We start from the raw sequence: 26732 nt of genomic DNA, 5'->3' as shown, positions 1-26732 counted from the left end.
TAATCATCCTACACAAAATGCCGGCAAACATCAAATAATTACGCTATCACCTTTGACTAGAGTGATAAAAGTCACGGACATAGTGTCTCATAACAAGTAATATAACAACGAGGTGAATAACATGATTTCGTTAACATTTAAATCTAGAATTGACAGAACTCAAAATTTAGATTCGTTAAAAGAAGAAGCTGCTATTATGCACCGTATTGCTGATCAGCTATCTCCAATGAGCTCTGAGTTCATAGAATATACTGAACGTATTCAATATGTGTATGAACGCATGCACATTATCGTACTTCATCCTACTAAAAAACTCGCTTAATATAAGCGAGTTTTTTTTATAAAATCTTTGTCAAACTACCTTATTTTGAGATATACTGAATGCTAATAAAAAAATGAAACTTTTTGATCTTACGCGCGTATACTTAATTACGATAGGATAAAAGATAAATAGTTGCGTAGATAAAAACCATCACGTGATGGTTGACATAGTTAAAGGAGGTGGTATTCTGATGGGGTTGCGACATACAAAATTGGCGAACTTGCAGAGATGGCACATGTAACGAAGCGCACGGTTGACTATTATACTAACATTGGGTTGTTAAAAGCAGAACGCTCTGCTTCTAACTATCGCTTTTATAACGAAGAAGCGCTGAAACGTCTTTACTTAATTGAAAAATTAAAAAGCGAAGGCCGTTCTCTTGAAGAGATTTCTTCTCTCTTTTCTGTAGAGCAATCCGAGAATAGCCACTCCAAAGACGAATTAGCATCCAAATTTTACGTACTAAACGACAGTTTAAAAGAAGTTGCACCGCTTATGGAAAAGCTTAACGAAGAAGATCGAAAAGTAATGATGAATCGGCTTTCACCAGAAAGCGTCACTCTTTTGCACTCTTTACTGCTGCTGCTGTCGTAAATTTATTATTTACAGGAGGTGTTTACTTACTTTATAGCACTATAAAGTAAGTATATTCATTGATAACCATTAACTTAATTATTTTTGCGATTTTAATTGTACTCACTGCTTTTTTCGTTGCTTCAGAGTTTGCAATTGTGAAGCTTCGTAGTTCACGGGTAGATCAACTTGTTGCTGAAGGCAAAAAAGGAGCGAATGCGGTTAAAACCGTAACGACACACTTAGATGAGTATTTATCTGCGTGTCAGCTTGGTATTACGATTACTGCTTTAGGACTCGGTTGGTTAGGAGAACCGACTGTTGCGAAGATTTTGGAACCTCTGTTTGAAGAACTGGGTGTTGCTGCATCTTTAACACATATTCTTTCATTCATTATCGCATTTGCGCTTGTAACGTTTGTTCACGTAGTCGTTGGTGAATTAGCGCCAAAAACATTTGCGATTCAAAAAGCTGAAACAGTTACGTTATTGTTTGCTCGTCCGTTAATTTTATTCTATAAAATCATGTTCCCTTTCATTTGGTTACTAAATGGTTCTGCCCGTTTGTTAACTGGCATGTTTGGATTAAAGCCAGCTTCAGAGCATGAACTTGCGCACAGTGAAGAAGAGCTGCGCATTATTTTATCAGAAAGTTTTAAAGGCGGGGAAATTAACCAGTCTGAATATAAGTACGTGAACAACATTTTCGAATTCGATAACCGTGTTGCTCGCGAAATCATGGTACCAAGAACAGAAATTTCAGCTGTTTCTGAAGACGACAGCATTGAAGATTTCTTAAAGCTTGCTGTAGAAGACCGCTACACCCGTTACCCTGTTACCGTTGACGGAGACAAAGATAACATTATCGGCTTAGTCAACGTCAAAGAGATTCTAAACGATGTCGTAATTAACGATGCGTTAAAAAAGCAAAGCGTGAAGCTTTATATGAATCCTATTATTCAAGTAATTGAAACCGTAGCGATTCAAGACCTACTGCGCTCGATGCAGAAGAAACGTACGCATATGGCCGTGTTGATTGACGAGTACGGCGGTACGGCTGGTATCGTTACCGTTGAAGATATTTTAGAAGAAATCGTTGGAGAAATTCGAGATGAGTTTGATACAGATGAAAAGCCGCTTGTTCAAAAAATCAACGATCAGCACTTTGTCTTTAACTCAAAAGTACTGCTTGAAGAAGTCAACGAAGTGCTTCATATCGAAATTGAAAACGATGATATCGATACAATCGGCGGCTGGATGCTGATGCAAAATATCGATATTCAAGAAGGCGAATCGTTCAAACTTTTTGGATACGAGTTTATTGCAAAAGAAATGGACGGTCACCAAATGAAAGAAGTGGAAGTACGTGCCCTTCCTGAGGAAGAACGCGTGCAGCCTGAAAGCCATTCACCAGAACAAGAAGTTACACAAGCATAATAGAAAGAGCCGCTTCTTCATGAAGCGGCTCTTTTTTTATGATTGTTTACTCTTAATCATGCAGCAGCTTATACACAACGTTCTCTTCTGCCTCTTCTCCAGTCTTTTCCTTCGCTTGGTCCATCGTGCCGACAAACTCCAGCTTTCCTTCCTTTAAGACGGCAAACCGATCACACACGCCTAAGATTTCATTCAAATCATGGGTAATATAGATAATCGTCTTTCCTTTTGCCGTCAGCTGTTTGATATAGCGGATAATCTCAAGCTTTGACTGCAAATCAATTCCGACTGTTGGCTCATCCATTAACAAAACGGACGGTTCATGAATAAGCGAAACGGCTATATTCAGCTTTCGCTTCATGCCTCCTGATAAATTTTTCACTTTATCCTTCCATCTTCCTTCGAGCTGCACAGCTGAGCAAAGAGACTGAAGCTGTTCATTCGACAGAGAGCGTGAAGTCATTTTGCTCCACATTTTCATGTTTTCTTTTACGCTAAGCTCTTCCCACAGCGCTATGTCTTGTGGAACGTAGCCAATGACTTCTCGTATCGCTTTTTGATTTTTCTTAAGCGATAAGCCTCCAATCGTGACATTCCCGCTTGAAGGAGCCGTAATGGTAGACAAAATAGACAGAAGCGTTGACTTACCAGCGCCGTTTGGTCCTAAAAGACCAATGACTTCTCCACTTTCTACGGTCAGCGTAACATTTGCTAACGATTGTTTTTTTCCGTATGTTTTGCTAACATTGTTAATTTCAATCATTTAATGCTCCTCACATTCCACACTATTTTAAACGTGCACAAACATATGCATGCAATGGAAACAGCTATCTCTTTCCAAATGAACGTAAGCGGCAGTGTATGCTGATACAGAAGCAGATGCTGCGGAAGCCACTGACTTATTCTTTCAATCGTTGCAGAAAGCTCTCCTACCGGGAAAAAGCTCCCTCCTATTATGCTGAGTCCTGTGACCGTGACGACGCTGATCATATAATAAGAGCCAACTCGCTGACTTTCACTTGCAAGCCACGTGCTAAAAGCAACGCATGTGATCACATAGATACACATATACAGCAGCACACCGTAAGACTCTGCTCCATACAGCCATTTAAATAGAGCAAAACTGATGAGAGCTTGAAGCACGTATAGCACAGCAAAAGCGGCGCTGACGCTTCGAATATAACCGTAAAGTCCTTTTTGCATCGTTTTCATTCGTTTGAAAAGGTGCCTCCGCTCTCTAATCATCCAATCTGATGTAATGCAGCAAAGCAAAAGCGTAAAAAATCCCCATAGCGGCACGTATCCGGTCATTTGAACGCTCCCTTGCTTCTTATGCTTCTTCGTTCCTTGCGCCTCGTAATCAATTGTCATCAGCGGCTTTGGTTTCCACTGGTTATCGGTATAGTGATACGCTTCTTTCCATAAATCCGGTCCTGCATGAATGTGATAGACTTTATATAAAAAACGCACTTCATTTGCGGCTTTAACATTTGTCGTTAACCGTGTCACTTCACTGGCCACGACTTCTCGAACCGCTTCTGTCGCAACAGAAGAAGGTAGCGTAAGCAAATCAATGACTCCTTGATAATCCCCCGCTTCTACTTCTTGCTGAAATCCGTTAGGAAACACAAAAATGCTGTCAATTTTATTTTTGGCCAGCTGCTTTCTCGCTTGTTCTTCATTCATAGAAAGAAACTGAATTTCTGTTGTTTTCCGCAGTCGATCCAGCACTTGTTTAGACATGTTGCTGTGGTCTTGATCGACAAGAGCAACGGGTATTTTTGAATCACTTTGTACTTTTGCTAAAAATGAGCTGCTGATGACCGTTCCTATTAAAGGTAAAAAGAAAATCATAACAATAAGCATAGGACGCTTCAGCAGCTGCTTTATCTTTTCACTGATCATTTTCTCCACCGCCTTTGCAAAGTCATCACGTAGCCAACGGCAAGAACAAAACTTCCTGCTGCCGTAATGAGAATAGACTTAAGGTAAAGAAAAGCTTCGTTTGTGTTATATCCATCAAATTCATAAAATAACAGCTCCAAGACACGGGTGTTGAGTGACCATTTCTGAAAACCACTCGCCCAGTCTGGTAAATAGACGACCGGCACAACATGTCCGCTTAAAATCGCACTCAGCAAAATAAACAGCATGCCGGTTAGTTGATAAGCTTTTTGTGATAAAAAAAGAACCCGAAGAAGTAAAAACAAACATAAAAAAGCAAACAAACTTCCGCTTATCCCTAGAAAAAGCTCTCCGTACGTACCGGTTACAGGCAGTTTCAGTCCTTTAATGAGGCTTCCAAACAATACGACAGATACCGGTAGCAAAAGAACAAACAGAGCCGTCAGCTGCGCTAAATAAATGCGAAGAAACGATACACCTCTTGTTTTCATTCGATCCAGCACGGGAGAAGTCTGCGTTTCACTAGCAAGCAGCCATCCGCCGTAGCTCCAAATCATAAGCAGCAAAGCAGCAAAAGACAGCACATAATATTGCTTCATATCCTGTTGAAAGAAACTCGTTTCTACTTGTTCATCAAATAAACTTCCTCTATCTAATACATGAAGCCCAAACGTTACTAAGCTCTTCTTAAATTCTGCGCGTCTCTTTTCATCGGAAACATTTTCTTTTTCTAAAAAAGCATCAACCGTATTAATACCGCTTTGAGCAGCTGACGTGTAGTCGGCTGCACTTTCCATCACGTAGCGAAACAGCTGTGACTGAAGCGGCTTATTGCTGTTTCCAATGACGTGTAAAGGCTGATTTTTCCCATGAGCAATATCGTGACTAAAACCTTTTGGCAGTGTTACAATGGCTGCCACTTTATTTTCTCGCAGCAGCTGTTTAGCTTTCTCTTCATTCGTGTAAAGCGGCTTCATGATCTTGCGAAGCTTACCTTCAGTCAGCTGTTCGATGACGTACTTCGTCTGTGCAGTATCATCTTTATCCACAATGGCCACGGGAAACCGATTGACTTTCTCCTCACCTTGCATGGTCTGACTAATAATGATCCCTGCTCCAAGTAAAAACAGAGCAGGGATCATTATTAGCAGTATGAGAGATTTTATATTTTTCAATAGAGCTTTACATGTAAAAAGAGTCAAAGAGAAATATATCTTCATCTGCTTTGCACCTTTTAGTAACCAGCGGTTCCCATATTCATCATGAGACCTTGAACATTTTTAGCAAAATTTTCTTGAATCGACAGCATATCTTCAGGCGTTACATCTTTTACGTTTGTCGCATTAGATGCGTCAAGCTCTGGAATAGAGGCTGATTTTTTTAATTGAGAAGCAGAGTCAATTTTTAACGTAACGTTTGCAGGATCTGCTTTTGGTCCTATTTTTGTACGAATATCAAACGAATAATCTGCTTTTCCTTTTGAAGCACTTATTGCTTGATTCTGCTTTACTTCTCCGTTTACTACTAGATCTTCTTGATCACCTAAGTCTAAAGAGAAAGTACGGTCAGCCGTCTGTTTTGCATCGGTTTTACCGTTGATTACTGAATTCATTTTAAACGTCATATTCGTGTCTTCATCTTTTGAATCTTTTGTTAACAAATGAATAGACATGTTTTCTTTTCTCTTTTCACTTTCCGTTGTTACGTCATTTTTCATATCAAACGTAAATGCATCATCGGTAGTGCTATCGGTTAGGACTGCTTTGAACTGCTTAGCCGTTTTGTTATCTTCATACGGAATATTTTTAGTTACGACGTTAAGTTTTCCTTTATCGTTAGAAGCATTTTTTACGCCCATGTTCATATCGCGAGCTACAACAACATCATCTTGAACGTACACGGTTGATTTAACACCGCCAGGGTAAGTCGTATCTTTTGCTTCTTTTTGGAAGTCTTGAAGACTTTCTTTTACTGATTTTTTCAATTCTTTTGGATCTGCCATATCTTTTAATTCTGGATTCGTTGCTGCCGAAGATTTAAACAGCTTAGACACGTGATTTGCATAGATAGTATGAAGCTTGTCATCTTTTGCTACCTTTGCAATAAGCTTATCCATAAATTGTTTTGTTTCTTTGTCAGACATGTTAAGCGTCACGCTTGTTAACTGAAGCGTTTTGCCATTTGTTTTATAATCCACATTTTTTTCTTTTGTAAAATAATCGCTGTCTAGCTGATCATAAATGAACGTTCCGTACTCTTTTGCAATGTAGGTTTTTTCTTTTTCCGTTAACTTTAAGTCTTCTAAACTTACGTTACTCGTGTTAATATCAAGCGTTTCAGGACCTGAATACGAAGGATCGAACTTACGCGCTACCTGTCCATATTCATCTAAGTTTAAATAGAAATATTCATTTGCTAGAATCGGGGCTTTAAAGCCTATTCTTTCTTTCGTTTGAAAACCTTCTAGGTCAAGCGCTTTTGAACCGCCGATATTAAGAGCCAGTGAACCGTATGCTTCACTTTTTTTCGGATCTTGTTCCGCTTTAATTTTAATTTCAGCTTTACTGATAAGATCTTGAATCATTTTAAAGCTTGGATCATACGAAAGTGAATCCATGTTAAAGCCGCCTTTGACAGTAGCATTTGTGGTAGAAGGCTGCTTCATCGCTTTTTCCTGATAAGCCATCGTTTCACTGTACTTCGTTTCTAATTCATCTGCTGCTTTTTGATACGTATTTACTTCAGAAATTAAATATAACTGCTTAGGAGATTTTTTAAATACCGTAGCAAATGTAATTACTCCTCCAATAATCACAATTAAAGCTGCCAAAATGATAATCCATTTAGCTGGCGCTTTTTTGGGAGCGGGCGCTGTTTCTAGCGAAGCCGCTGTTTCGTCTGTTGTTCTGTTTTGATCTTTCTCACTCATCTACACCAGAACCTCCTATGTATTTTGTTAGTCACTTTGTACATGATAAGGAATGGTTTCCATAAATTCTACTACTTCGACAAAATAAGACAATAATTAGTCCGATAAACCGATGTCTTTCGGTGCAATATCGTGTGCAAAGTACTCTACTTAAGTACCCAATATATTGAAAATAAAACCAATTATTCAAAACTATCTCAATAACTATTAAAATACGTAAATGACTTATCTTCTTGTATTTTTACAATATATTCCTATAATTAAGTATTTACACCTAAGAATTACAAAGCGCAGTTTTTTCCTCTTTCCTTTCATCACATACAGGTGATATCTATGTACGTCTTTATGAAAACATGATAAAAACATCAGCGTTTTGTTCTGTTTTGAAAGGGAAATAATAATAGTGAGAAAGCTTTTTTCTTGCCCGTGACATAAAGATCGAATAAAGTATTCCTAAATACATTTCACACAATTTAATTTGAGGATAGAAAAAGGAGGATATCATTTATGAATATACGCGTCACTCCTTCTGCAAAAGAAGCGTTGCAGAACGTGGAACAAAATCAAATGATTCAGCTTTCTTTTGATCGGGGAAGCTGCGATATTGTTAATACGATTTATGAAATGAAGATCATCTCAAAGCGCAGCCTTCAACCCTATGAAAAAGTTGTAACGGTTGAAGACCTAGAATTTATTGTTGATGATGACATGGAAGAAGTGTACGACAATGAGCTGGTGATTGATCACGCAGCAGGTGCTTTTGTCTTCAAAAATCATAACCAAATTTTTAATAACCGCGTAGGACTACGCTATATCAATTCATAGAAAAAAGCAGGGAGCTCCCTGCTTTTTTTCTTGCATATGTCTTTTATCGATTGACTTTCAACCGCTCTTGGATAAACAACAACACGTTCACAAGGCTATTTTCTTCATATACATTCACCTGCTGGCGCTTAAATTCTCCTTGTTCATGGTAGTAAATAATATCTCCCGTTCCTTTGTCTTCATTCATATGTAAATGAAAACTAAGCGGCGTTGCCAAAATAGATCCGTCTTCATCTCGCTGAAGAATTTGACAAAGCGTTTGATTCCCTTGTTTTTCAGATAAAAAGTCATAGCCAAATTGACGTGCTAACTTCTCCACTTGTGCAGCAATAAGAGCTGTAATCTGTTGATTGTCTTTCATAAGCAGTATTTCTCCTTACTTCATATCATTAGGGTTTTATTATTAGTATACTATACCTTAAACTTCTGGAGCTAACTACTTATCCTGTACAAATCATGACCACATGTCCATCCGGATCTTTTATCGTAAAAAACGAAAAATCATCAAAAGAAGTAATCGGAGAATCAATCGTATAGTCCATTCCTTTAACAAATTCATAGGCGTCTTTAATATCTTCCGTATGGAAATTAAAAATTGGATGGAGACTAGCCACTATTTGTTTTTCTGTTCCTTCAGGTCCTGCGTCTAGCGTTAATCCTGTTTCTCCATCAATTTTAAGATTATAAACGGGGTTCTTCACCTCGCTCATCTTGTATTCTTGACTCAGTAGCTCGCTATACCATTTTACTGAAGACTTTAAATTGGAGACGTGGATAAATACCGTATTCATTTTGTTGAAAACAGGACTCCGCATTTTTAATCCTCCTTTTTGTTTTTCTGTTCATCCTATACCATTATCCACGTATCACTTTATACCTGCTATTACCTTAACTTTTGCTCATATAGATACAAAAAAGCTTGCGAATACTATTCACAAGCTTTTTCTTCATAAAAAATATGTATGCTGTACAACTACAATCACAACCGCAATTAAAATCGAAGGCAGTAAATTGGCAACTTTAATTTTAATAATTTCTAATAAATTAATTCCAATTGCTAAAATTAACACGCCGCCTACTCCTGTGACTTCGGCAATGATACTATTCATTAAATCTTGCGGCACAACCGCATTAATTTGCGTAGCAAATAGCGCAATGATACCTTCGTACAGAAATACGGGCACCGCTGAGAAAATGACGCCTATTCCAAGCGTAGTCGTTAATAACAATGAGATAAACCCATCCATCACCGCTTTCGTAAACAATACGCTGTGATCGCCGCGTATTCCGCTGTCTAATGCCCCGACGATCGCCATCGCTCCAATAACAAAGATCAGCGTTCCTGTCACAAAGCCCTGTGACATACTAAATGTTTGCTTGTCGTTTTGCTGAGATTGAAATTTTCGTTCAATCATATTGCCTAAAAGGTTTAGCTTTTCATCTAAATCAATGAACTCACCAATAACCGCTCCAATGGCTAAACTCAAAATTACAATTAAAAACTGATGACTTTTAAAACCCATTTGCAAACCAAGCGTGATAACGGATAACCCCATCACTTGCATCACCGTCACGCTTACTTTTTCAGGAATGCGGTGAGCAAGCTTGCCCATTAATGTTCCGACAACAATTGCTAATCCATTGACTAATGCTCCTATAATAAACATGCTGTCACCTTTACTCTGAATAATGCCGTTTCTTTTTTCACTTGTTCTACTCCCTCTCTGCTGCGCACTAGCTGTATCAAACACCCTAAATTTTAACACAAAATTCCCTCAATTATGAAGAAAAGAAAAAGAGATTGAAACGTAACTAGATCACCCCATATAAAAACGAACAAATAGGATACATGAGCTGATTGCTTGCAACAACGCTGTTGATTTCCGTGCAAGGCTTCGCTTTCCGCGGGCGGCCGGTAAGCCTCCTCGTCGCTTATGCTCCTGCGGGGTCTCACCTGTTCCGCTTTTCCCGCAGGAGTCTTCGCCTTGCCCTCCAATCAACAGCCAGAAGCAACTAAATAGATTGAATCTACGTTCACCATCACCATAAAAAGATCCGAACGATGAATCGTTCGGATCTTCTTTTAACTAGAACAGGTTTGTTCCAGCCTTTTTATTAAAATGTAATAACGTCTTTTGTACCTTGCTTTTGGTAGCCTGTTTTTAACAGCTTCACTTCTTTATCCGCTGGCAAGTTGGTAAATACAACTGGTGTCACAATAGACGGTGCATGCTTTTTAACATACTCTAAATCCACCTGTAAAAGAGGTGTTCCTTGTTGAACGCTGTCACCTTCTTGAACAAGCGCTTGAAATCCTTCTCCTTTTAAATTCACAGTATCTAATCCAACGTGAATCAGGATTTCAATTCCTTCTGCTGTTTTTAAGCCAATCGCATGTTTTGTTGGGAACACGGTCATGACTTCACCGTTAATCGGTGATACGAGCGTTCCTTCAATCGGTTCAATCGCAAAGCCGTCGCCCATCATCTTTTGTGAAAACACTTGATCTTCCACTTCACTAAGCGGCTTTACAACGCCTTCAAACGGTAACACAAACTCTGTGTGTGCATCTGCTTGAACAGCCTGTTGTTCAACAGGTGCAGCGGTTGACGCTGTGCCGTATTTAACTAATTGATTCATTGCGTCTGCAACAAACTCTACTTCTGTTCCGACAATGACTTGAACATTTGTTTTATTGAGCTTCATGATTCCTCTCGCTCCGTGGCGCTTTAAGGCAGCTTCATTAATATTGCTAGCATCAGCTACTTGTAAGCGAAGACGAGTCGCACAGTTATCAATTACGGTTAAGTTTTCTTTTCCGCCTAAATCTTCAATAAAATACGATGCCATATCCACATATTTATCGCCTGTTGCTACAACCGTTTCGTTTGATGTGTCTACTTCTTCATCATCTTCACGTCCCGGTGTTTTTAAATTTAATGCTTTGATCAGCGTGTAGAAAATGACAAAGTAAATGACCGCATATACAATGCCAATTCCCGCTAACAGCAGCGGTTTTTGTGAAATTCCGTAGTTTAAGAAGAAGTCAATGGCACCTGCTGAAAATCCAAATCCAGCGTGAATGCCAAGAGCAACGGCTAAAGCCATCGAAATTCCCGTTAAAACGGCATGAATAACGTATAATAGCGGTGCTACGAACATAAATAGAAATTCAATTGGTTCCGTAATTCCTGTTAAAAAAGAAGTAACCGCAAGTCCGATTAACATACCGCTGACTTGTTTGCGTTTTTCTTTTTTAGCTGCTGCAATCATCGCAAGCGCAGCTGCCGGTAAACCAAACATCATAACCGGGAAGAATCCAGACATGAACGTTCCTGCCGTTGGATCTCCTTTAAAGAAGCGATTCAAATCTCCCGTTACGCCGTGATAGTCTCCGAATACAAACCATACTAAGCTGTTTAACACGTGATGCAGTCCAATTGGAATCAACAGACGGTTTAAAAATCCGTATATACCTGCACCAAGCGCTCCTGCTCCTGTAATCCACGTTCCTAAGTTGTTAATTTGATCTTGAATCGGCGGCCAAATAACCCCGAAAATTCCTGCAAGCGCAAGCATAACGACTGAAGTAATAATCGGTACAAACCGCTTTCCTGCAAAGAAGCCGAGCCACTCGGGCAGCTTAATCGCTGAGAAACGATTGTATAGTAAACCAGCCGTTACACCTGAGACAATCCCGCCGAGTACACCCATATTAATATCTTTATCAATAGCTACAGTTCCTTTTGTTAGAACAAAATAACCGACGACTCCGGCAAGTGCTGCTGCGCCGCTTCCATCTTTTGAAAGCCCTACAGCAATACCGAGTGCAAACAGTAGTGCTAAATTCGCAAAAATCGCATCTCCGGCTTGAGCCATAAATGGAATATCTAATAAGTCCTTTTGACCCAAACGAAGAAGCAATGCCGCAGCAGGTAATACTGCGATTGGCAGCATAAGCGATTTACCAATACGTTGTAAAAAATTCAGCATGTTTCTATCTCCTTTGTATAACGTATTTAACCCGATGTTACGAGCAAGGATTTTCGTAACAATATTTATCGGATGACAAGTTACCGCATTCATCCCTGTCCTATGATTACATAATCAGCTGAAATGACGGCGGTTTTACTGCATGGACTCATACTAGCACATAAAATATATAGTTGTCTATACCAATTTTCTTTTTAAAAACCTCTCTATATCAATGTTAAAAGCCCTTACAAAACTTTCTAACTCACAAAAAAGAATTAACTGGTCTAGACAACTATTCCAAAAAGCGTTACACTTAAATCAATACAACGAGCAAAGGAGTGTATGTATGGATACACATTCATCCATCATTATTTATAATGTAACCGTTTATAGTGAAAATCAGACATTAAAAAACGGGTATATTAAACTAACGAACAAGAAAATTACTGAAATCGGAGAGATCCATCAATACGTACGTCAGCCGAAAGACCATGTAATTGAGCTTTCTCCTTCCTATAAAGTGATTCCTGGTGCCATTGACGTGCATATTCATGGCGTTAACAATGCCGATGCGATGGACGGTACGGCAGAAGCATTAAAAACAATGGCGCGCACGCTTCCAAAAGAAGGTACAACAAGCTTTTTAGCAACTACTATGACGCAGTCGAATGAAGCGGTTGAAACAGCACTTCGCAACGCGGGCGCTTATATCGAAGAGCAAACAGATGCGGATGCTGAAGTAGTTGGTATTCACTTAGAAGGTCCGTTTATTTCACCGAAACGTGCGGGCGCGCAGCCCCCTACTCACATTCAAGATCCGAATGTGGCACTGTTTCAAGAATGGCAAAAAGCAGCCGGAGGACATATTAAACTTGTTACGTTAGCTCCAGAGCAGCCAAACGGCTTATCTCTTACTTCTTATTTAAAAGAAACAAACGTCGTCGCTTCTATTGGCCACTCCGACAGCACATATGATCAAGTTGGTGAAGCTATTGAAGCAGGAGCTTCTCATATTACGCATTTATATAACGGCATGCGCGGTCTTCACCATAGAGAGCCCGGCGTATTAGGCGCCGCTTATTTGAGAAATGAATTATTTGTAGAGCTGATTACAGACGGCATCCACTGCCGACCTGAAATGGTCAAGCTTGCGTACGATCAAATTACAAGTGAACGCATGATTCTTATCACGGATTCTCTTCGTGCCAAATGGCTAAAAAACGGTACGTATGATTTAGGCGGACAGCCTGTTCACGTAAACGACACAACGGCTACCCTTGCAGATGGAACGTTAGCAGGAAGCATCTTAAAGATGAACGATGCGATTAAAAACACGATGAGCTTTACGAACTGCTCATTAGAAGACATCGTAAAAATGACCGCTGAAAACCCAGCAAAACAGCTTAACCTGTTTGATACAAAAGGAAGCCTTAAAATTGGAAAAGATGCGGATATCGTGGTGTTAAATGAAAACTTAGATGTTGAAATGACATTTTGCCGAGGCACATTGAGCTTTCAAAAGGAGGACTAACAATGAATATCATCCAAGTGAAAAACTACAGTGAAATGAGTGCAAAAGCAGCTGATATGCTGATTAGCAAACTTCATGAAAAACCAAATATGAATCTGGGACTTGCAACGGGAGGCACGCCGAAAGGATTATATGATCGTTTAATTCAAGATCATAAAGAGCACGGCACGTCTTACAAACACGTTACTTCCTTTAACTTAGATGAATATGTCGGAATGAAGCCGCAAGATCCAAACAGCTATCACTACTATATGGCAGATGCATTATTTAATCACATTGATATTGACGTAAGAAACACGCACGTTCCTAACGGGCTGGCTGATACGCCTGAAGAAGAATGCCGCCGCTACGATGAAATGATTCAAAATCATGGAGGCATTGACCTTCAGATTCTTGGAATCGGCCAAAACGGACACATTGGCTTTAACGAACCTGGTACGTCATTCAACTCTCCTACTCATATTGTGACGTTAGAAGAGTCAACGCGAAAAGCCAATGCGCGCTACTTTAATTCTCTTGACGAAGTGCCTACTCAGGCTATTACAATGGGAATTGAATCGATTATGAAAAGCAAAGAAATTTTACTGCTTATCTCCGGTGAAGCCAAAGCAGAAGCGATGTATCAGCTGCTTAACGGAGAAATTACAGAGAACTTCCCTGCTTCTATTTTAAAGAAGCATCACTGTGTTACAATTATTGCGGACCAAGAAGCTTTAGCTAAAGTATCGACTACGGTTTAATTTATAGCCTCCTCGTCTTTTTTAGATGAGGAGGTTTACATAAAGGAGAGAACTTAAGTGATTGATAAAAGCTCACCTCTTCCGATTTATTATCAAATTGAAGAACAGTTGAAAAAACAAATTGAAAACGGAGAGTTAAAACCAAATGATTCGCTTCCTTCTGAACGAGAGTTTGCAGAACGATTTGAAATCAGCAGAATGACCGTTCGCCAAGCGATTAACAATTTAGTAAACGACGGTTATTTATATCGTCAAAAAGGCCGCGGCACCTTTGTATCTGAAAAAAAACTGGAGCAGCAGCTCGTTGGATTAACGAGTTTTACAGAAGATATGAAAGCGCGCGGAATGGTGCCAAGCAGTAAATTGCTGAGTTTTGAAATCATTGCGGCTTCGGAAAAAATTGCCGAACAGCTGCACATTTCTCTTCATGCACCTGTTTATGAAATCAAGCGTATTCGTTTAGCTGACGACGTGCCAATGGCGCTCGAAAGCGTATATGTATCCGCCAACTTAGTCAAAGGGTTAACAGAATCCATTGTTAACGACTCTCTTTACCGCTATATAGAAGAAGAGTTGGGCCTGAAAATTGGCGAAGCCAATCAAACGTTAGAATCCATTTTAGCTTCTGAAACCGAAGTGAAGCATCTTGGAATCAACTCATATTCACCCGTTCTACTGATTCAACGAAATACGTATTTGCAAGACGGCACGCCGCTTGAAGTGGTGAAGTCTTCGTACCGAGCAGACCGCTATAAGTTTACGATTAACATGACACGATCTTAAAACTAAGGAGTTTTTTTATGTCTAGTTTATATCTACAGGAACTAACAAAACTGCTTGCTAAAGTGGAGGCGCATGAACAGCAGGCAATAGAATCCGCAGCCGAGAAAATCTCACAGCAATTGGCTTCTCATCACCTCATTCATTTATTTGGGTGCGGTCATTCTCATATTTTAACGGAAGAAGTGTTTTACCGTTCTGGAGGGCTTGCGCCGATTCATCCTATTTTTGTGGAAGAACTGATGCTTCATAAAGGAGCTTCGCGCTCTTCACAGCTAGAGCGTAAAAACGACTATGCCTCCACCTTTATGGAAAAAGAAGATATCGTACCAGGCGATATTATGATTGTCATTTCTACATCGGGCGTAAATCCCGTTCCGATTGATGTAGCTTTGATTGCAAAAGAAAAAGGCGCCTTTGTTATCGGGCTTACCTCTCCTTCTTATGCCACGAGCCGGGCTTCGCGACATAAAAGCGGAAAATACCTTCATGATGTCGTGGATCTTGTTATTAATAATCATATTCCAAAAGGAGACGTCCTTCTTCATCAGCAAGACATTTCCTTCGCTTCTGGTTCTACTGTAATTGGAGGCGCTATTCTAAATGATGTCCTATCTAAAGCCATACAAAAACTGCTCAGCCGCGGCATCACTCCTCCTGTCTTTTTAAGCGGAAACATGGAAGGTTCAGATGAACACAACCAGCGGTTGATTGATGCTTACAAAGGAAGAATTACTGCCCTATAACAGCCCCTGCGGCTGTTTTTTTGCACAAAAAAAAGATGCTTGAAAGCATCTCATCAAAGTCGGACTGTACGTTTTGGACTAGATCTCCTCTTTATCAGTAGAAGTCTTGTTCACAGCACCATAACCTACTTATCCGACATAATTACTATGTTTAACATAAGTATACTCTTTTATACCTTAAGTGTCAAATAAGTTATAAGAAATTTCGTAGTGCATTCATTTGAAGATTTTTTTGCGGTAATGTTCTAGCTGGCTTTTAGCTTCTTTCATAATTGTTGTATGTATGATTTCATCCGTGTGTTCGATTAGTGATTCCTTTTTTATGATGGTAGACATAATTTTCATTTGTTTCGTTCTTCTAGCAGTTGATTGGAGAGCAAGACGAAGACTCCTGCGGGGAAAGCGGAACAGGTGAGACCCCGCAGGAGCGTATGCGACGAGGAGGCTCAGCGTCCGCCCGCGGAAAGCGAAGTCTTGCACGGAAATCAACTGCGGTGTCACAAGCGGTTCAGCTCATGTATCCCATTTGTTCGTCTTTAGATTGATTTAATTTCGTTGTGTCTCAACCTCTTCTCTTTCTATCGTACTCATTATTTTATGTTCATAACCATTAACAGCGAATTACAAATGGAGCTTTAATCCTTCATGAGAAGCTGTGAATCCAAGCTTTTGATAAAAACGCAAAGCCTCCGATCGTTCCTTGTCGGTTGTTAATTGTACTAACTGACAATTGCGTTCTTTCGCTCGTTCAATCGCCCATGTAATCAGCTGATAGCCAACCCCTTTTCCGCGCTGTGACGAAGCGGTTCGAACTCCTTCAATCGTGGCTCTCCACCCGCCTTGTCTTGCAATGTGGGGCGTAAAGGTTATTTGTTGAACACCTATTACTTTACTATCTTTACATGCGACAATCAGTTCATTGTTTGGATCCGCATCAATTGCCTGAAATGCTTGCACATAACAGTCTGGAAGCGGTAATTCGTAGCGTTCTCGTTTGCTTCCGAGCATATCATCCGCGAGCATTTCAACAATTTGATCCAAATCTTCTCGCACTGCTTCTCTAAAGGTTATTTCTCCCATTTCACACAGCACCTTTCCCGTGTCTATTTATGATATTAAAAAGAACGCTGACGAACAAGCTCAGAACCGATGCCAAGAACAAAGCAGCCGCTAAAGCACCAAGACCCATTCCTTCAAAGCCGCCAACTCCAAATATGCTATATAGAAATAGAAATATGCTTATTAGCATGCTGCTAAGTGAAATTCCGTACTGCACGGGCGAGTTCCTTCTATAGAAGAAATACGACGCACCAAAAAGCAGCGCGAAGAAAGCACCCATTAATCCAAATAAAGAAATCATTTACACTCTCCTCCCTCTTCAAAAAAAGGAATTTATATCCATTATATACTATCATTTTTATTTATTCTATCTATATTAATAGCCCTGCAGCCACAACTAAATAGACATGACCAAAACGGCCATGTCTATTTTTCTACTATATTATTAAAAAGAAAGTTCTTTGAACCAAAAAGAATAAGGGGCTAAGCAAGCTTCATCAATTTCATTCATACGTTTTTTGCATCGCTGCAGCACCTCAGCAGGAATGTGTCGCTCTAAGTATGCAGATTCTCCGTTTGCTTGAATCGTTTCTTCTACTAGCTCTTCAAACACATCTAAGCATGCTAAAAACTGCGGAAAAGTTGTATTCACGAAACGCTCGCAGTCATCGTTGGACGTATCGAGCAGCACAACCGAACCGTTTTTTTGATGAAAACAAATTGGATCTCCAGCGCCGGTTGTTCCTAAAAACCAATAGTGCTGGTAGCGAGGTGATAACTCAAATGTTTCGCATAATGTTGTTAGCTTTCCTTTGGATGAAACGAACTCTAGAAATGGTGAAGCTTCTTTGGGCAATCCTTTTTCTGTTAGCAACTTCTTTATCTCTTCATCAATATCAAGGGGTGCAAGCTGTTCGGCATCAAACTTCATTCGTTTTTCCTGTCGTTGCATCACATTTGACAACTTCTTTCACTCCTTTTCACCATTTGCTCTTTCTTTGCTTTTGTTTATTATAAAAGAAATCCAGCTCGTATTATATGCTACAAATGAACTTAATTAGACTGAAAATTTTTCCAATCTTTATTTATATAGCCCGATTTCCTCTTTATAAACACAGGTAAAAAGAAACCGATCAGATTTTCTCCAACAGATTCTGCTTTTAAAAATAATTCTCATTCCCTTCTTCCCTTTTCAGCGTACTTTCGCCTCTTACAAATAGGCTCAATCTTTATTATTCCAATTTTTTCTACTTTTTGCAACTAGGACTTATCTCACCATTTTTTATGCGAGATTAATAACTTGACAAAATACTAAAATAAGCAACAGTAATTATTTACAAGTTTTTAAACTTTATGGTTTAATAGGTATGTAATTCCTGTTTTTTACTATATTTTTTTGGAGGTTTAACATGAAAAAAGGGTCAATTTATCGTTTTATTGCTTTTGCTTTAATGTTCACCTTGTGTTTTAGCCAATTAGGCTTACTGAAAACACAAGCAGCAGGCAATCCTCCTGCTAATGAAAAAACATTAAGCATTGGTAAAGCAGCAAAAGGAACATTTACAGAACCAGAACAAACGCATTGGTACAAAATTAATCCTTCTAAGCAAGAGGTAGCAAAGTTTTCACACTACCGAATTAAGCTTCAAAGTGATGATGAAGTAAACATCACGGTTTACTCCAGTCTTGAAAATGCCAAAAACAACGTGGCATTTGACCGTTATATGGGATACTCCTACAAAGATGAGCCTGCTCAGCTTGATTTTCCAATCGCTTGGACTGGCCCTTATTATGTGAAAGTTGAGTATTATGGAAGCGAAGACGACATGATTGAAGAAGATGCGGAAGATGGTTCAGCTTCTCCAGAACCACAGCCGGAAGAAAAAACAGAAGTTCCATATACAATCAGCTATGAAGGCGCTTCACTTCCTCCTTCTCAAATGATGGAAGAAGAATGCCCGGCTGAATTAAGTACAAGCCAAAAAGAAAACGGAAAAGGTATTTTAAAAGATTTGCGTACGATTCGTGACGCTGTGCTTTCAAAAACAGCAAGCGGAAAAGACCTTTCTTCTCTTTACTACAAAGCCGCTCCGTTTATCAGCTCTAAAATGATTATCGATAAATCAATGCGCGAACAAGTATACAAAGATTTAGTTCAGCTAAAAGGTTTATTTACAGATGTAGCGAAAAACGGCGCATCAAGCACATATATGATTACAAGTGCTGATCAAAAAGCAATCAATGATTTATACAGCATCGCTTATAAATCCGTTCCGGCTGCTTTAAAGAAAGACTTAGAAAAAGTAGCAGCACAGACAAAATTAAAAGACGTAACGGACTTAAACGTATCGTCTGTATTAGTAAGAGCTAAGTTAGTCAGCGCAAACAGCGTTTCAACAAAAGCGGAAACTCGCTATATTGTTAAATTAAAAGATGGTGCAAATGCAAAGTCATTTAAAACAAAAGCACAGTCAAAATCAGCAAGCATTGAATCTATTAATCCATTAAAACAATCAGCTGCTTCTTTTGATAATATGTTTGTTATTCAATTAGATGACAGCAATGGAAAAAGCTTCAGTACGTCGTCTGCTCAAGGTAAAATGACGGCAAAACAAATTCAGGCACTTCCTGAAACTGAATTTATCGAGCCGGTTCAAGAGTACCACGCTCTTTCAATGGATTCACAATATCCGTATCAGTGGTCATTAAACAACACGGGTAAAAATGACGGTACGCAGCACGCCGATATTCAATACGAATCGCTTGAAAAACTACTAAACGGGCAAAAATTAAAAGATACGGTTATTGCTGTTGCCGATACGGGCGTAGATTCATCACTTGCTGATTTAAAAGGCGTGGTGGATACAAGAACAGGCTATAACTACGTGGATCGTTCGTCAAATGCAACTGATGACAACGGACACGGAACTCACGTAGCAGGTATTATCGCAGCCTCTGCAAACAATAACTATTCAATGGCCGGCATTAATTCTCATGCGAAAATTTTACCGGTTAAAATTCTAGACGCATCTGGAAGCGGAGATACAGAACAAATTGCGTACGGTATTAAATACGCGGTTGATCACGGTGCAAAAGTTATTAACTTAAGCCTTGGCGGATCTTACAGCCGCGTGCTTGAATATTCATTAAAATATGCATACGACCATAACGTAACGGTTGTAGCAGCAAGCGGAAACGACGGTATGGAAGAGCTCTCTTACCCTGCTTCATCTGCCTATGCGATTTCAGTAGGTGCATCAAACCGTTTAGATATCGTATCTGACTACTCAAACTATGGAAAAGGATTAGATATTACAGCTCCAGGCTCTGATATTCCAAGTCTTGTTCCAGACGGAAACGTTACTTATTTAAGCGGAACATCAATGGCGACACCTCACGTGGCAGCCGTTGCGGGATTATTACTGTCCCAAAACCCAGGCTTAAAGCCAAAAGACGTTGAAAAACGCCTAACGGATACAGCTAAAGATATTAAGTTTGACGAGAAAGATGCTCCTGTATATGATGACGAAGAAAGTCCAGCAGAACCTCCTGCTCCAGGCTACGATTACGTATCAGGATGGGGACGTTTAAATGCGTACAGCGCGGTAAGTGCACAGCAGCTGCAAGCGCAGGTAAATACATTTGTCAGCACGCAAAAAGTTGTTACAGGTAAAGCTCAAAGCGGTTCAACTGTTAAAGTAATGAACGGCTCAAAAACACTTGGCACTGCCGAAGCTGATGCAAAAAATACGTTCTCTGTGAACATTCCAGCTCAAAAAGCTGATACCGTTTTACAAGTGGTTGTCACAAACGGAAAAGCAAGCACAAGCATTCGTGCAGTTGTTCAAAAAGCACCTGCCAAACCAGCGGTAAAAGCCGTGACGAATAAAGATGAATACGTAACAGGAACGTCTAAAGCGAATTTTACGGTAAATGTTAAAAACAGCGCTAAAAAAGTGATTGCTTCGGCAAAAGCTGATGCAAAAGGCGCGTTCAAAGTGAAGATTCCAAAACAAAAAGAAAACACAGTCTTGTATATCACGGCTACAAACAGCCAAAAACAAGAAAGTGAAGAAGTAAAAGTAACGGTGCGTGACGTTATTGCTCCAAATGCACCTAAAGTGAATCCAGTCAGCGACGCGGATACAGCTATTAAAGGAACAGCAGAAGCAAATGCATCTGTTGTAGCTAAAGTAAACAATAAAGAAATCGGCAAAGCAAAAGCCAACGCAAAAGGTCAGTACAGCATTGCCATTAAAAAACAAAAAGCAGGTACAGCAATCAGCGTAACAGCAGCAGACGCAGCTAACAACACAAGTAAAGCTACGATTGTAAAAGTAAGCGATAAAACACCCCCTGCTGCACCAAGCGTAAATGCTGTCACAACAAAAAGCACGACTGTAACGGGTAAAACAGAAGCAAATGCTACCGTAACAGTAACCGTAAACAAAAAAAGCATTGGCTCTGCTGCTGCTAACAGCAAAGGACAATACTCAGTAAAAATTAAAAAACAAAAAGAAACAACAGTTTTAAGCGTAACGGCAAAAGACAAAGCGAACAATACGAGTAAAGCAACAACAAAAACGGTGACAAAATAAAGAAAGAAAAAGGCACTTGGCTTATAGCCAAGTGCCTTTTTGTTATAACAGCTGTTTGTTTTTAAAGTATTTCCACATTCCCCACGTTAACACAATTAACATAACAATAATAACAGCAGTAGCCCAGTGGGAATTTTGATATGGAATCGGTACGTTCATTCCAAAAAATCCGGTTACGAACGTTAGCGGAAGCATAATCGTTGAAATTAACGTTAAGACATTCAGCTTTTCAGATGAAGTTGCATTGGTAATAGAATAATACGTATCAAGCGCACTGTTTACGAGGTCTCTAAACGTTTCGGCAGAGTCTACAATACGCTCTAAGTGGTCAAGCAAGTCAATGTAGAAAGGAACATTTTCTTCTCGTATGTCGAATTTCCACTTTCCATTAACCGTTAAGAAAATTCGGCGCTGAGGCAGAATAACGCGACGGATTAAGATAATGGTTCTTTTTAAGGCTAAGAACTCTTCCGTCACTCCGCGGACTTCTTTGTTGTAGATTTCATCTTCTAATTCATCAATACGCATGTCAATTCGGTCTAAAATCGGAAAGTATTCGTCCGTGATGCCATCAATCAAAGCATATAGTAAAAAGTCGGCGCCGCGGTTCATAAACTTTGGATAGCGTGAGCATACAGCATCCATTTTGCGAAGCCAGCCCATTTTATGTTTATGAATCGTCACTACGTAATTTGATCCGACAAAGGCATTTAACTCAAGCGTCGTAATCTCATCATCACTTTCTTCGTTATAGCGAAGCGCGTGAAAAACGAAAAATTTATAGTCTTCGTAATCATCCATTTTAGCGCGAGGACTGTCGTGTAAGCAGTCTTCGATCGCCAATGGGTGAAAATCGAATAATTTAGCAATTTGAGCAAGCTCTTGTCCGTGGACATCATACAGATCAATCCACAGCAAATTATCAGGATTGCGCAATTTTTCATGCACGTCTCCTAAATCAAGATTCGTTACCATTTCTTTTGTTTCATCATCATATAAGTATGTTTTAATCATTGATTTTTCACCTCACATCATTGAGGCATTAAGGAGTATTTTCCTTCGTTGAAATGAGAGGAACACATACACCTTTGTTGCCCCTATCTTGTTTTGCAGTAACCTTCATCGAAATGGGGTCATCAGTGCCCATTCATCTCACCTCCTAATTAGTTGAAGGAACGCTGACTTGTAATACAGCTACTTCACAAAGTTTAATTTTAACATACAATCCAACTCTAGCGTAGCGCTTTTTTCAAAACCTTTTCCTCTCTATTTAAAGTTTCAAACAAAACTTCCGATACTATAAAAGCAGTTATAATCGGCAATCGATAACTAAGACAGCTTGAATACTCCCACAAAGGTCCACCTAATCGTAGACGATCAACCCCGCAAGGGGGATCGTCTACGATTAGGTCTAGAATATCTACCATGGCCGGTCTATGGCCATGGTAGATATTCTACATCGATAAACATTATATGGGTGATGGGGAAAAACGTGTAGGAATTTTTAGACTTTCATCGAATACTTACTTAACAAACTTAGATTACGAAAAGGACTGATGATACATGCATTTTAAACGTGAAGAACCGTTTCGCTTTTTATTCGAGACTCCCATTGTTGGAACGTTTTCCATTGCTAAATACGACAACAAAGAAATCGATTCTAAGCCAGGTCCTTTGTCTGTTATCGACCTTTCACCAAAAGGAATCAAAATAATTACGCCGCTTGATTTACCTATTTTCAACCATCAAATTCAGCTAAAAATCAGCTTTTATTTAAATGAAAAACCCATCCATATTACCGGACTTTGCGTGTGGAAAGAAAAACGGCACACCGAATACCTTTATGGCATTGAAGCATTTAACGATGTGGAAGAACAAGCAATTTTAATTACAGAGCTCAAAACCTACGCCAAGAAAAAGCAAGATAAGCAATAAAAATAGCGCTCATTTGTTTTACTCCCCTTTTAAGATGGCAATACTACGAACGACTTCGATAGAAAAAGGTGAGACGATGAGCAGCAAAGCAAAAAAAGAATGGATTGGCGGTCTCGTACTGTTTTTACTCGTCAGTTTTGTCAGCATCACGTTTGCAGGCTATCATACGGTGAAAGCTGCCGTTGATCAAACGTATGTACCGCTTGAGCATGGTAACAAAACACACGTCAATTTAAAAAAAGGACAACCGTTTTCCCTGCTTTTAATTCAAGAAAACCATCAAAATACGTCATTTGTATATATGACTGTTAATAAGCAGCATGAATCAATAAAAATGACCCACTTGCCAGGGTCAACTCAGCTCGGCAATGAAACACTGCGAACCATTTATCATCAAGGAAATATGAATGCTGTTGTAAAAAAAGTCGAAACATATGCAAAGCTTCCTGTTGATTATTATGTCAAAATGGATCAGCAGTCAGTCGTCGATGCTGTAGATAAATTAGGCGGCATTATCGTCACAAACAAACGTGCTTTTGAACACAGCAACATTGTTTTTCCAAAAGGAGCGATTCGCCTTAACGGAAAAGAAGCACTTGTTTATTTAAAGGAGCGGAATGAACAAGACGTCTTTACGGCGCATGAAAGACAGCTGTCCGTCGCGAAAGCCATTTTCAGCCAAGCAGCTACGATTCCCAATGTTACAAAGCTGCATTCTCTTGTATTTACGCTGACTGATCACATTGAAACCAACGCAACCTTTAATGATATCAAACGGATTCAAAAAACCTACAAGCCGGCCGTTGCTCACGTAGACAAGCAGCAGTTTCCGCAAAACGAATGGAATCAAAAACAAGTCACAACGCGGCTGTATAAGCACTTAGAACGTGAAGAGCTGTTTTTATAAAAAACGCTTCACGAAAAAGAGGCTGGGACATAACAAAATGAAACCAATCTAAAGACGACCAAAGGAGATACATAAGCTGAACTGCTTGTGACACCGCAGTTGATTTCCGTGTAAGACTTCGCTTTCCGCGGGCGGCCGCTGAGCCTCCTCGTCGCTTGCGCTCCTGCGGGGTCTCATCTGTTCCGCTTTTCCCGCAGGAGTCTTCGCCTTGCCCTCCAATCAACTGCTAGAAGGAATGAAACAAATGAAATCTACGTTCACTATAACAGGAAAACGAACCGTGAATTAAAGATTCATGGTTCGTTTTTCACTTCGCCTAAAAGGCTTTTATCCCAGCCTCTTTTTTTGCTACTTATCTTCAGCAGGCACTACTTTTTCATTTATCTTAACCACAATTTGTTCATCCCGTTCATCCTTGAGATAGCTCTTTTGATAAAAAGAATGATCATGAGGCGGCCCAATCACAACTGTATCCGTAATCGGAGCAACGGCTTCTGCTACTTCGCTTGCACTTACTCCATACGCTTTTTGAAACACAATAGGAGGCGTTAAGCGCAGCACGTCGGATCCTTCTGTAGACTCAAATTGATCATTGTTAAAAAAGAGATGCAGATGCGCTTCTTCCGATAGAGGTTCAATCCAATGCCACCAGCCCATCGGTATAAAAACAACTTCGCCTTCTTTTATTCGGTAATTGTGCATGCTGCTTGTATCAGGGTCCAAGACAGACACCTGCACTTCACCTGAAACGACGACATCTAATTCCCACGCGTTTGGATGCCAGTGCGGCTCTCTCATATGCCCTTTCGTCATATATAAATCAACAAACGCACCTCCGAGCATGGCAGGCAGCTGAGTTGAGGTTAGCTGATACGCTATATTTTGATCGTTTCGTTTGAACAGGACGTTTTGCTTATAATTCACTGACAGATTAGGCGTTCCTGAGCTTTTTTTAATATTTGAATTATCCGGCACAAATCCAGATTTACTCATAGTGTCATACCCTCTTTTCATTAAAAAGTTATATGCACTATCCTATTAAAACTCTTTGCTAAGGGTGTTTTAATTAGAAAAAATAAAAAACGAGCGTTTCCGCTCGTTTTTTATCCGACAAGGCGTTCAATTTTCTTTTTCTTCCATACAAATTGATAATAGCTGTACTGCAGGATTAAGCTGACCACAAACGCCGCTGGATATCCGATCCAAATCCCTTTGATTTCAAGAGACGTAAACTGCGATAACACGTAGGCTACGGGCACTTCCACACACCAAATAGCCATAATGCTAAATACCGTAGGCCAAAGCACCGTACCGCTTGCTCGCATCGTAGCGGTAATAATTTGCGCATGGCCGAAAATCAAATAGCTCCAAAGCGTTATCACTAACAGCTCTTCGGCAATATGGAGCGTATGCTGACTTGTTAAAAACAGTGCTAAAATTTGATTGGAAAAGAGATAAATAAGTAAAATCAATACGCTGCCAATGACGTAATTCAGCATAATTCCAGAGCGAATCACTTCTTTTAAACGCTCAAATTTATTGGCACCAATCGACTGCGCGGCAAAAATAGAAACCGCAATTCCTAAGCTGATTGCCGGCATTTGTACATAGCTTGCTACTTGGTTCACCGCTCCGTACGCCGCTGTAGCGTCTGAGCCAAATCCGTTTACGAACGTAATAACCGCAATTTCAGAAAGAGAAACTAAAATCATATTGATACTCGCAGGAATCCCTAAACGCATAAGCAGCTTTAACAGCGTTCCGTCCATTTTTAATGAAATGGATGAGTCAAACTTTAGCGAATGATTTTTCTTGCGTAAATAAATAATCATAATAATGAACGTTAATACGGTTGAAAACACCGTTGCGTATGCAGCGCCGTACACGCCAAGCTTTGGGACTCCGATCCATCCAAAAATTAAAATCGGAAGAAAAATGAGGTTTAAGACTGTACTCACAACTAAAAAGTAAAAAGGCGTTTTAGAGTCGCCGGTTCCGCGCATAAACGTCGTATAAACAAAGTATAAAAACAAAACAGGAATCGCCACAAACAAAATGCGCGCATAGTGAACCGTTACGTCAATAATATTAGCCGGCGTTCCCATAATCCGAAGAATCTCCGGAGCAAATATGCTTCCCAAAACAGCAAGCACAATTCCGACTAAAAAGGTAAACGTGAGCGTGGTACCGATAATTTCTTTCACTCGTTTTTCATTTTGTGCCCCGTACGCTTGCCCGATTAAAATGGAACTTCCTGAACCAATTCCAATCGAAAACGACACGAGCAGAAAAAACAGAGGAAAAAACGCGGAAATAGCGGCTAACGCATCAACTCCAAGCGCTCTTCCGACAATAATACTTCCTGCCAGCTGCCCAACGGACTGCATGGCGTTACTTAACATGAGCGGAATCAAAAACACAAGCATCAGCTTACTGACGGATTTTTCTGATTCCACTACTTCACTTTTCAC

At 39.8% G+C, this 26732-nt stretch carries 28 protein-coding genes; 12 read left to right on the top strand and 16 right to left on the bottom strand.

Translation table 11 applies throughout. From position 1 onward, the window contains the following. The first annotated feature begins 121 nt into the window (after positions 1-121). From MKX72_RS06055 to MKX72_RS06045, 3 genes are all read left to right on the top strand, one after another. Positions 122-322 (top strand): hypothetical protein, encoded by a 201-nt coding sequence (locus tag MKX72_RS06055; RefSeq protein WP_155008299.1) that lies wholly within the window; start codon positions 122-124, stop codon positions 320-322. A 228-nt stretch (positions 323-550) separates the two neighbouring features. Beyond that, positions 551-916: a MerR family transcriptional regulator gene (locus MKX72_RS06050; RefSeq protein ID WP_033578339.1), complete on the top strand. Its 366-nt coding sequence runs from the start codon at positions 551-553 to the stop codon at positions 914-916. A 59-nt stretch (positions 917-975) separates the two neighbouring features. After that, positions 976-2331 carry a hemolysin family protein gene (locus MKX72_RS06045; RefSeq protein WP_028414214.1) on the top strand — a complete coding sequence of 452 codons (1356 nt, stop codon included), beginning with the start codon at positions 976-978 and terminating at the stop codon, positions 2329-2331. Between the two features lie 52 nt (positions 2332-2383). Here MKX72_RS06045 and MKX72_RS06040 read toward each other — a convergent pair whose 3' ends face one another. The 4 genes from MKX72_RS06040 to MKX72_RS06025 are packed head-to-tail and all read right to left on the bottom strand — an operon-like array spanning position 2384 to position 7165. Beyond that, positions 2384-3094, bottom strand: coding sequence for an ABC transporter ATP-binding protein (locus tag MKX72_RS06040; RefSeq protein WP_155008300.1), 711 nt, complete (start codon positions 3092-3094; stop codon positions 2384-2386). Then, positions 3091-4236: an ABC transporter permease gene (locus MKX72_RS06035; RefSeq protein WP_155008301.1), complete on the bottom strand. Its 1146-nt coding sequence runs from the start codon at positions 4234-4236 to the stop codon at positions 3091-3093. The genes MKX72_RS06040 and MKX72_RS06035 overlap by 4 nt, the downstream gene beginning before the upstream one ends. Beyond that, positions 4233-5456 (bottom strand): ABC transporter permease, encoded by a 1224-nt coding sequence (locus MKX72_RS06030; protein WP_155008302.1) that lies wholly within the window; start codon positions 5454-5456, stop codon positions 4233-4235. Before MKX72_RS06030 ends, MKX72_RS06035 begins: the two co-directional genes overlap by 4 nt. 14 nt (positions 5457-5470) lie before the next feature. After that, entirely contained in the window at positions 5471-7165 is a 1695-nt protein-coding gene (locus tag MKX72_RS06025; protein ID WP_033578334.1) for a DUF6583 family protein, read from the bottom strand. A gap of 507 nt (positions 7166-7672) precedes the next feature. Between MKX72_RS06025 and MKX72_RS06020 the strand changes: the two genes are divergently transcribed. Continuing rightward, positions 7673-7990 (top strand): iron-sulfur cluster biosynthesis family protein, encoded by a 318-nt coding sequence (locus MKX72_RS06020; protein WP_013055888.1) that lies wholly within the window; start codon positions 7673-7675, stop codon positions 7988-7990. A gap of 43 nt (positions 7991-8033) precedes the next feature. On the opposite strand, the gene MKX72_RS06015 is transcribed toward MKX72_RS06020, so the two are convergent. The 5 genes from MKX72_RS06015 to nagE all read right to left on the bottom strand — a co-directional run bounded on the left by MKX72_RS06015 (position 8034) and on the right by nagE (position 11983). After that, the gene (locus MKX72_RS06015) at positions 8034-8351 is read right to left on the bottom strand and encodes a hypothetical protein (RefSeq protein WP_013082157.1); all 318 of its coding nucleotides are present in this window, start codon (positions 8349-8351) and stop codon (positions 8034-8036) included. A gap of 79 nt (positions 8352-8430) precedes the next feature. Beyond that, positions 8431-8805, bottom strand: coding sequence for a VOC family protein (locus MKX72_RS06010; protein ID WP_155008303.1), 375 nt, complete (start codon positions 8803-8805; stop codon positions 8431-8433). 132 nt (positions 8806-8937) lie between these two features. Beyond that, on the bottom strand, positions 8938-9657 hold the full coding sequence (locus MKX72_RS06005; RefSeq protein WP_033579488.1) for a DUF554 domain-containing protein: 720 nt from the start codon (positions 9655-9657) through the stop codon (positions 8938-8940). Positions 9658-9807: 150 nt separating this feature from the next. After that, positions 9808-9990: a hypothetical protein gene (locus MKX72_RS06000; protein ID WP_080754389.1), complete on the bottom strand. Its 183-nt coding sequence runs from the start codon at positions 9988-9990 to the stop codon at positions 9808-9810. A gap of 115 nt (positions 9991-10105) precedes the next feature. Continuing rightward, entirely contained in the window at positions 10106-11983 is a 1878-nt protein-coding gene (nagE, locus tag MKX72_RS05995; RefSeq protein WP_155008304.1) for an N-acetylglucosamine-specific PTS transporter subunit IIBC, read from the bottom strand. A 328-nt stretch (positions 11984-12311) separates the two neighbouring features. Here nagE and nagA point away from each other — a divergent pair, with 328 nt between their 5' ends. The 5 genes from nagA to MKX72_RS05970 all read left to right on the top strand — a co-directional run bounded on the left by nagA (position 12312) and on the right by MKX72_RS05970 (position 16307). Further along, entirely contained in the window at positions 12312-13496 is a 1185-nt protein-coding gene (nagA, locus tag MKX72_RS05990) for an N-acetylglucosamine-6-phosphate deacetylase (protein ID WP_155008305.1), read from the top strand. A gap of 2 nt (positions 13497-13498) precedes the next feature. Continuing rightward, positions 13499-14236: a glucosamine-6-phosphate deaminase gene (gene nagB, locus MKX72_RS05985; protein ID WP_155008306.1), complete on the top strand. Its 738-nt coding sequence runs from the start codon at positions 13499-13501 to the stop codon at positions 14234-14236. A gap of 57 nt (positions 14237-14293) precedes the next feature. Then, a complete protein-coding gene (locus MKX72_RS05980) occupies positions 14294-15019 on the top strand; it encodes a GntR family transcriptional regulator (RefSeq protein ID WP_028414225.1) in 726 nt (241 codons plus the stop codon). A 17-nt stretch (positions 15020-15036) separates the two neighbouring features. Next, positions 15037-15762 (top strand): SIS domain-containing protein, encoded by a 726-nt coding sequence (locus tag MKX72_RS05975; protein WP_099330728.1) that lies wholly within the window; start codon positions 15037-15039, stop codon positions 15760-15762. A 365-nt stretch (positions 15763-16127) separates the two neighbouring features. Continuing rightward, on the top strand, positions 16128-16307 hold the full coding sequence (locus MKX72_RS05970; RefSeq protein ID WP_155008307.1) for a hypothetical protein: 180 nt from the start codon (positions 16128-16130) through the stop codon (positions 16305-16307). 76 nt (positions 16308-16383) lie between these two features. Here the strand turns inward: MKX72_RS05970 and MKX72_RS05965 are convergent, their stop codons facing one another. The 3 genes from MKX72_RS05965 to MKX72_RS05955 form a co-directional block, all read right to left on the bottom strand. Further along, positions 16384-16842 carry a GNAT family N-acetyltransferase gene (locus tag MKX72_RS05965; protein ID WP_033578328.1) on the bottom strand — a complete coding sequence of 153 codons (459 nt, stop codon included), beginning with the start codon at positions 16840-16842 and terminating at the stop codon, positions 16384-16386. A gap of 1 nt (position 16843) precedes the next feature. Beyond that, the gene (locus MKX72_RS05960; RefSeq protein WP_098627395.1) at positions 16844-17122 is read right to left on the bottom strand and encodes a YesK family protein; all 279 of its coding nucleotides are present in this window, start codon (positions 17120-17122) and stop codon (positions 16844-16846) included. A gap of 144 nt (positions 17123-17266) precedes the next feature. Further along, on the bottom strand, positions 17267-17776 hold the full coding sequence (locus MKX72_RS05955; RefSeq protein WP_235918775.1) for an SUKH-4 family immunity protein: 510 nt from the start codon (positions 17774-17776) through the stop codon (positions 17267-17269). Positions 17777-18230: 454 nt separating this feature from the next. Here MKX72_RS05955 and MKX72_RS05950 point away from each other — a divergent pair, with 454 nt between their 5' ends. Then, entirely contained in the window at positions 18231-21419 is a 3189-nt protein-coding gene (locus MKX72_RS05950) for a S8 family peptidase (RefSeq protein ID WP_155008309.1), read from the top strand. A 42-nt stretch (positions 21420-21461) separates the two neighbouring features. Here the strand turns inward: MKX72_RS05950 and corA are convergent, their stop codons facing one another. After that, positions 21462-22433, bottom strand: coding sequence for a magnesium/cobalt transporter CorA (corA, locus tag MKX72_RS05945; protein ID WP_013055874.1), 972 nt, complete (start codon positions 22431-22433; stop codon positions 21462-21464). Positions 22434-22982: 549 nt separating this feature from the next. Here corA and MKX72_RS05940 point away from each other — a divergent pair. Both MKX72_RS05940 and MKX72_RS05935 read left to right on the top strand, forming a co-directional pair. Next, a complete protein-coding gene (locus MKX72_RS05940) occupies positions 22983-23354 on the top strand; it encodes a PilZ domain-containing protein (protein ID WP_028407825.1) in 372 nt (123 codons plus the stop codon). A 76-nt stretch (positions 23355-23430) separates the two neighbouring features. Then, on the top strand, positions 23431-24261 hold the full coding sequence (locus tag MKX72_RS05935) for an LCP family glycopolymer transferase (protein ID WP_155008310.1): 831 nt from the start codon (positions 23431-23433) through the stop codon (positions 24259-24261). Here MKX72_RS05935 and MKX72_RS05930 read toward each other — a convergent pair. From MKX72_RS05930 to MKX72_RS05920, 3 genes are all read right to left on the bottom strand, one after another. Beyond that, the gene (locus MKX72_RS05930; protein WP_155008311.1) at positions 24212-24484 is read right to left on the bottom strand and encodes a hypothetical protein; all 273 of its coding nucleotides are present in this window, start codon (positions 24482-24484) and stop codon (positions 24212-24214) included. The two genes, MKX72_RS05935 and MKX72_RS05930, sit on opposite strands and share 50 nt — an antisense overlap. Before the next feature lie 125 nt (positions 24485-24609). After that, the gene (locus MKX72_RS05925) at positions 24610-25254 is read right to left on the bottom strand and encodes a cupin domain-containing protein (RefSeq protein ID WP_155008312.1); all 645 of its coding nucleotides are present in this window, start codon (positions 25252-25254) and stop codon (positions 24610-24612) included. Between the two features lie 110 nt (positions 25255-25364). Next, entirely contained in the window at positions 25365-26687 is a 1323-nt protein-coding gene (locus MKX72_RS05920) for an MATE family efflux transporter (RefSeq protein ID WP_235918776.1), read from the bottom strand. Positions 26688-26732: the final 45 nt, after the last annotated feature.

The organism is Priestia sp. FSL R5-0597 (assembly GCF_038006305.1).
In the GTDB taxonomy this organism is placed as follows: domain Bacteria; phylum Bacillota; class Bacilli; order Bacillales; family Bacillaceae_H; genus Priestia; species Priestia zanthoxyli.
Note: the sequence above shows the minus strand (reverse complement) of the source record. Positions and strands in the feature narration are given on the sequence as shown.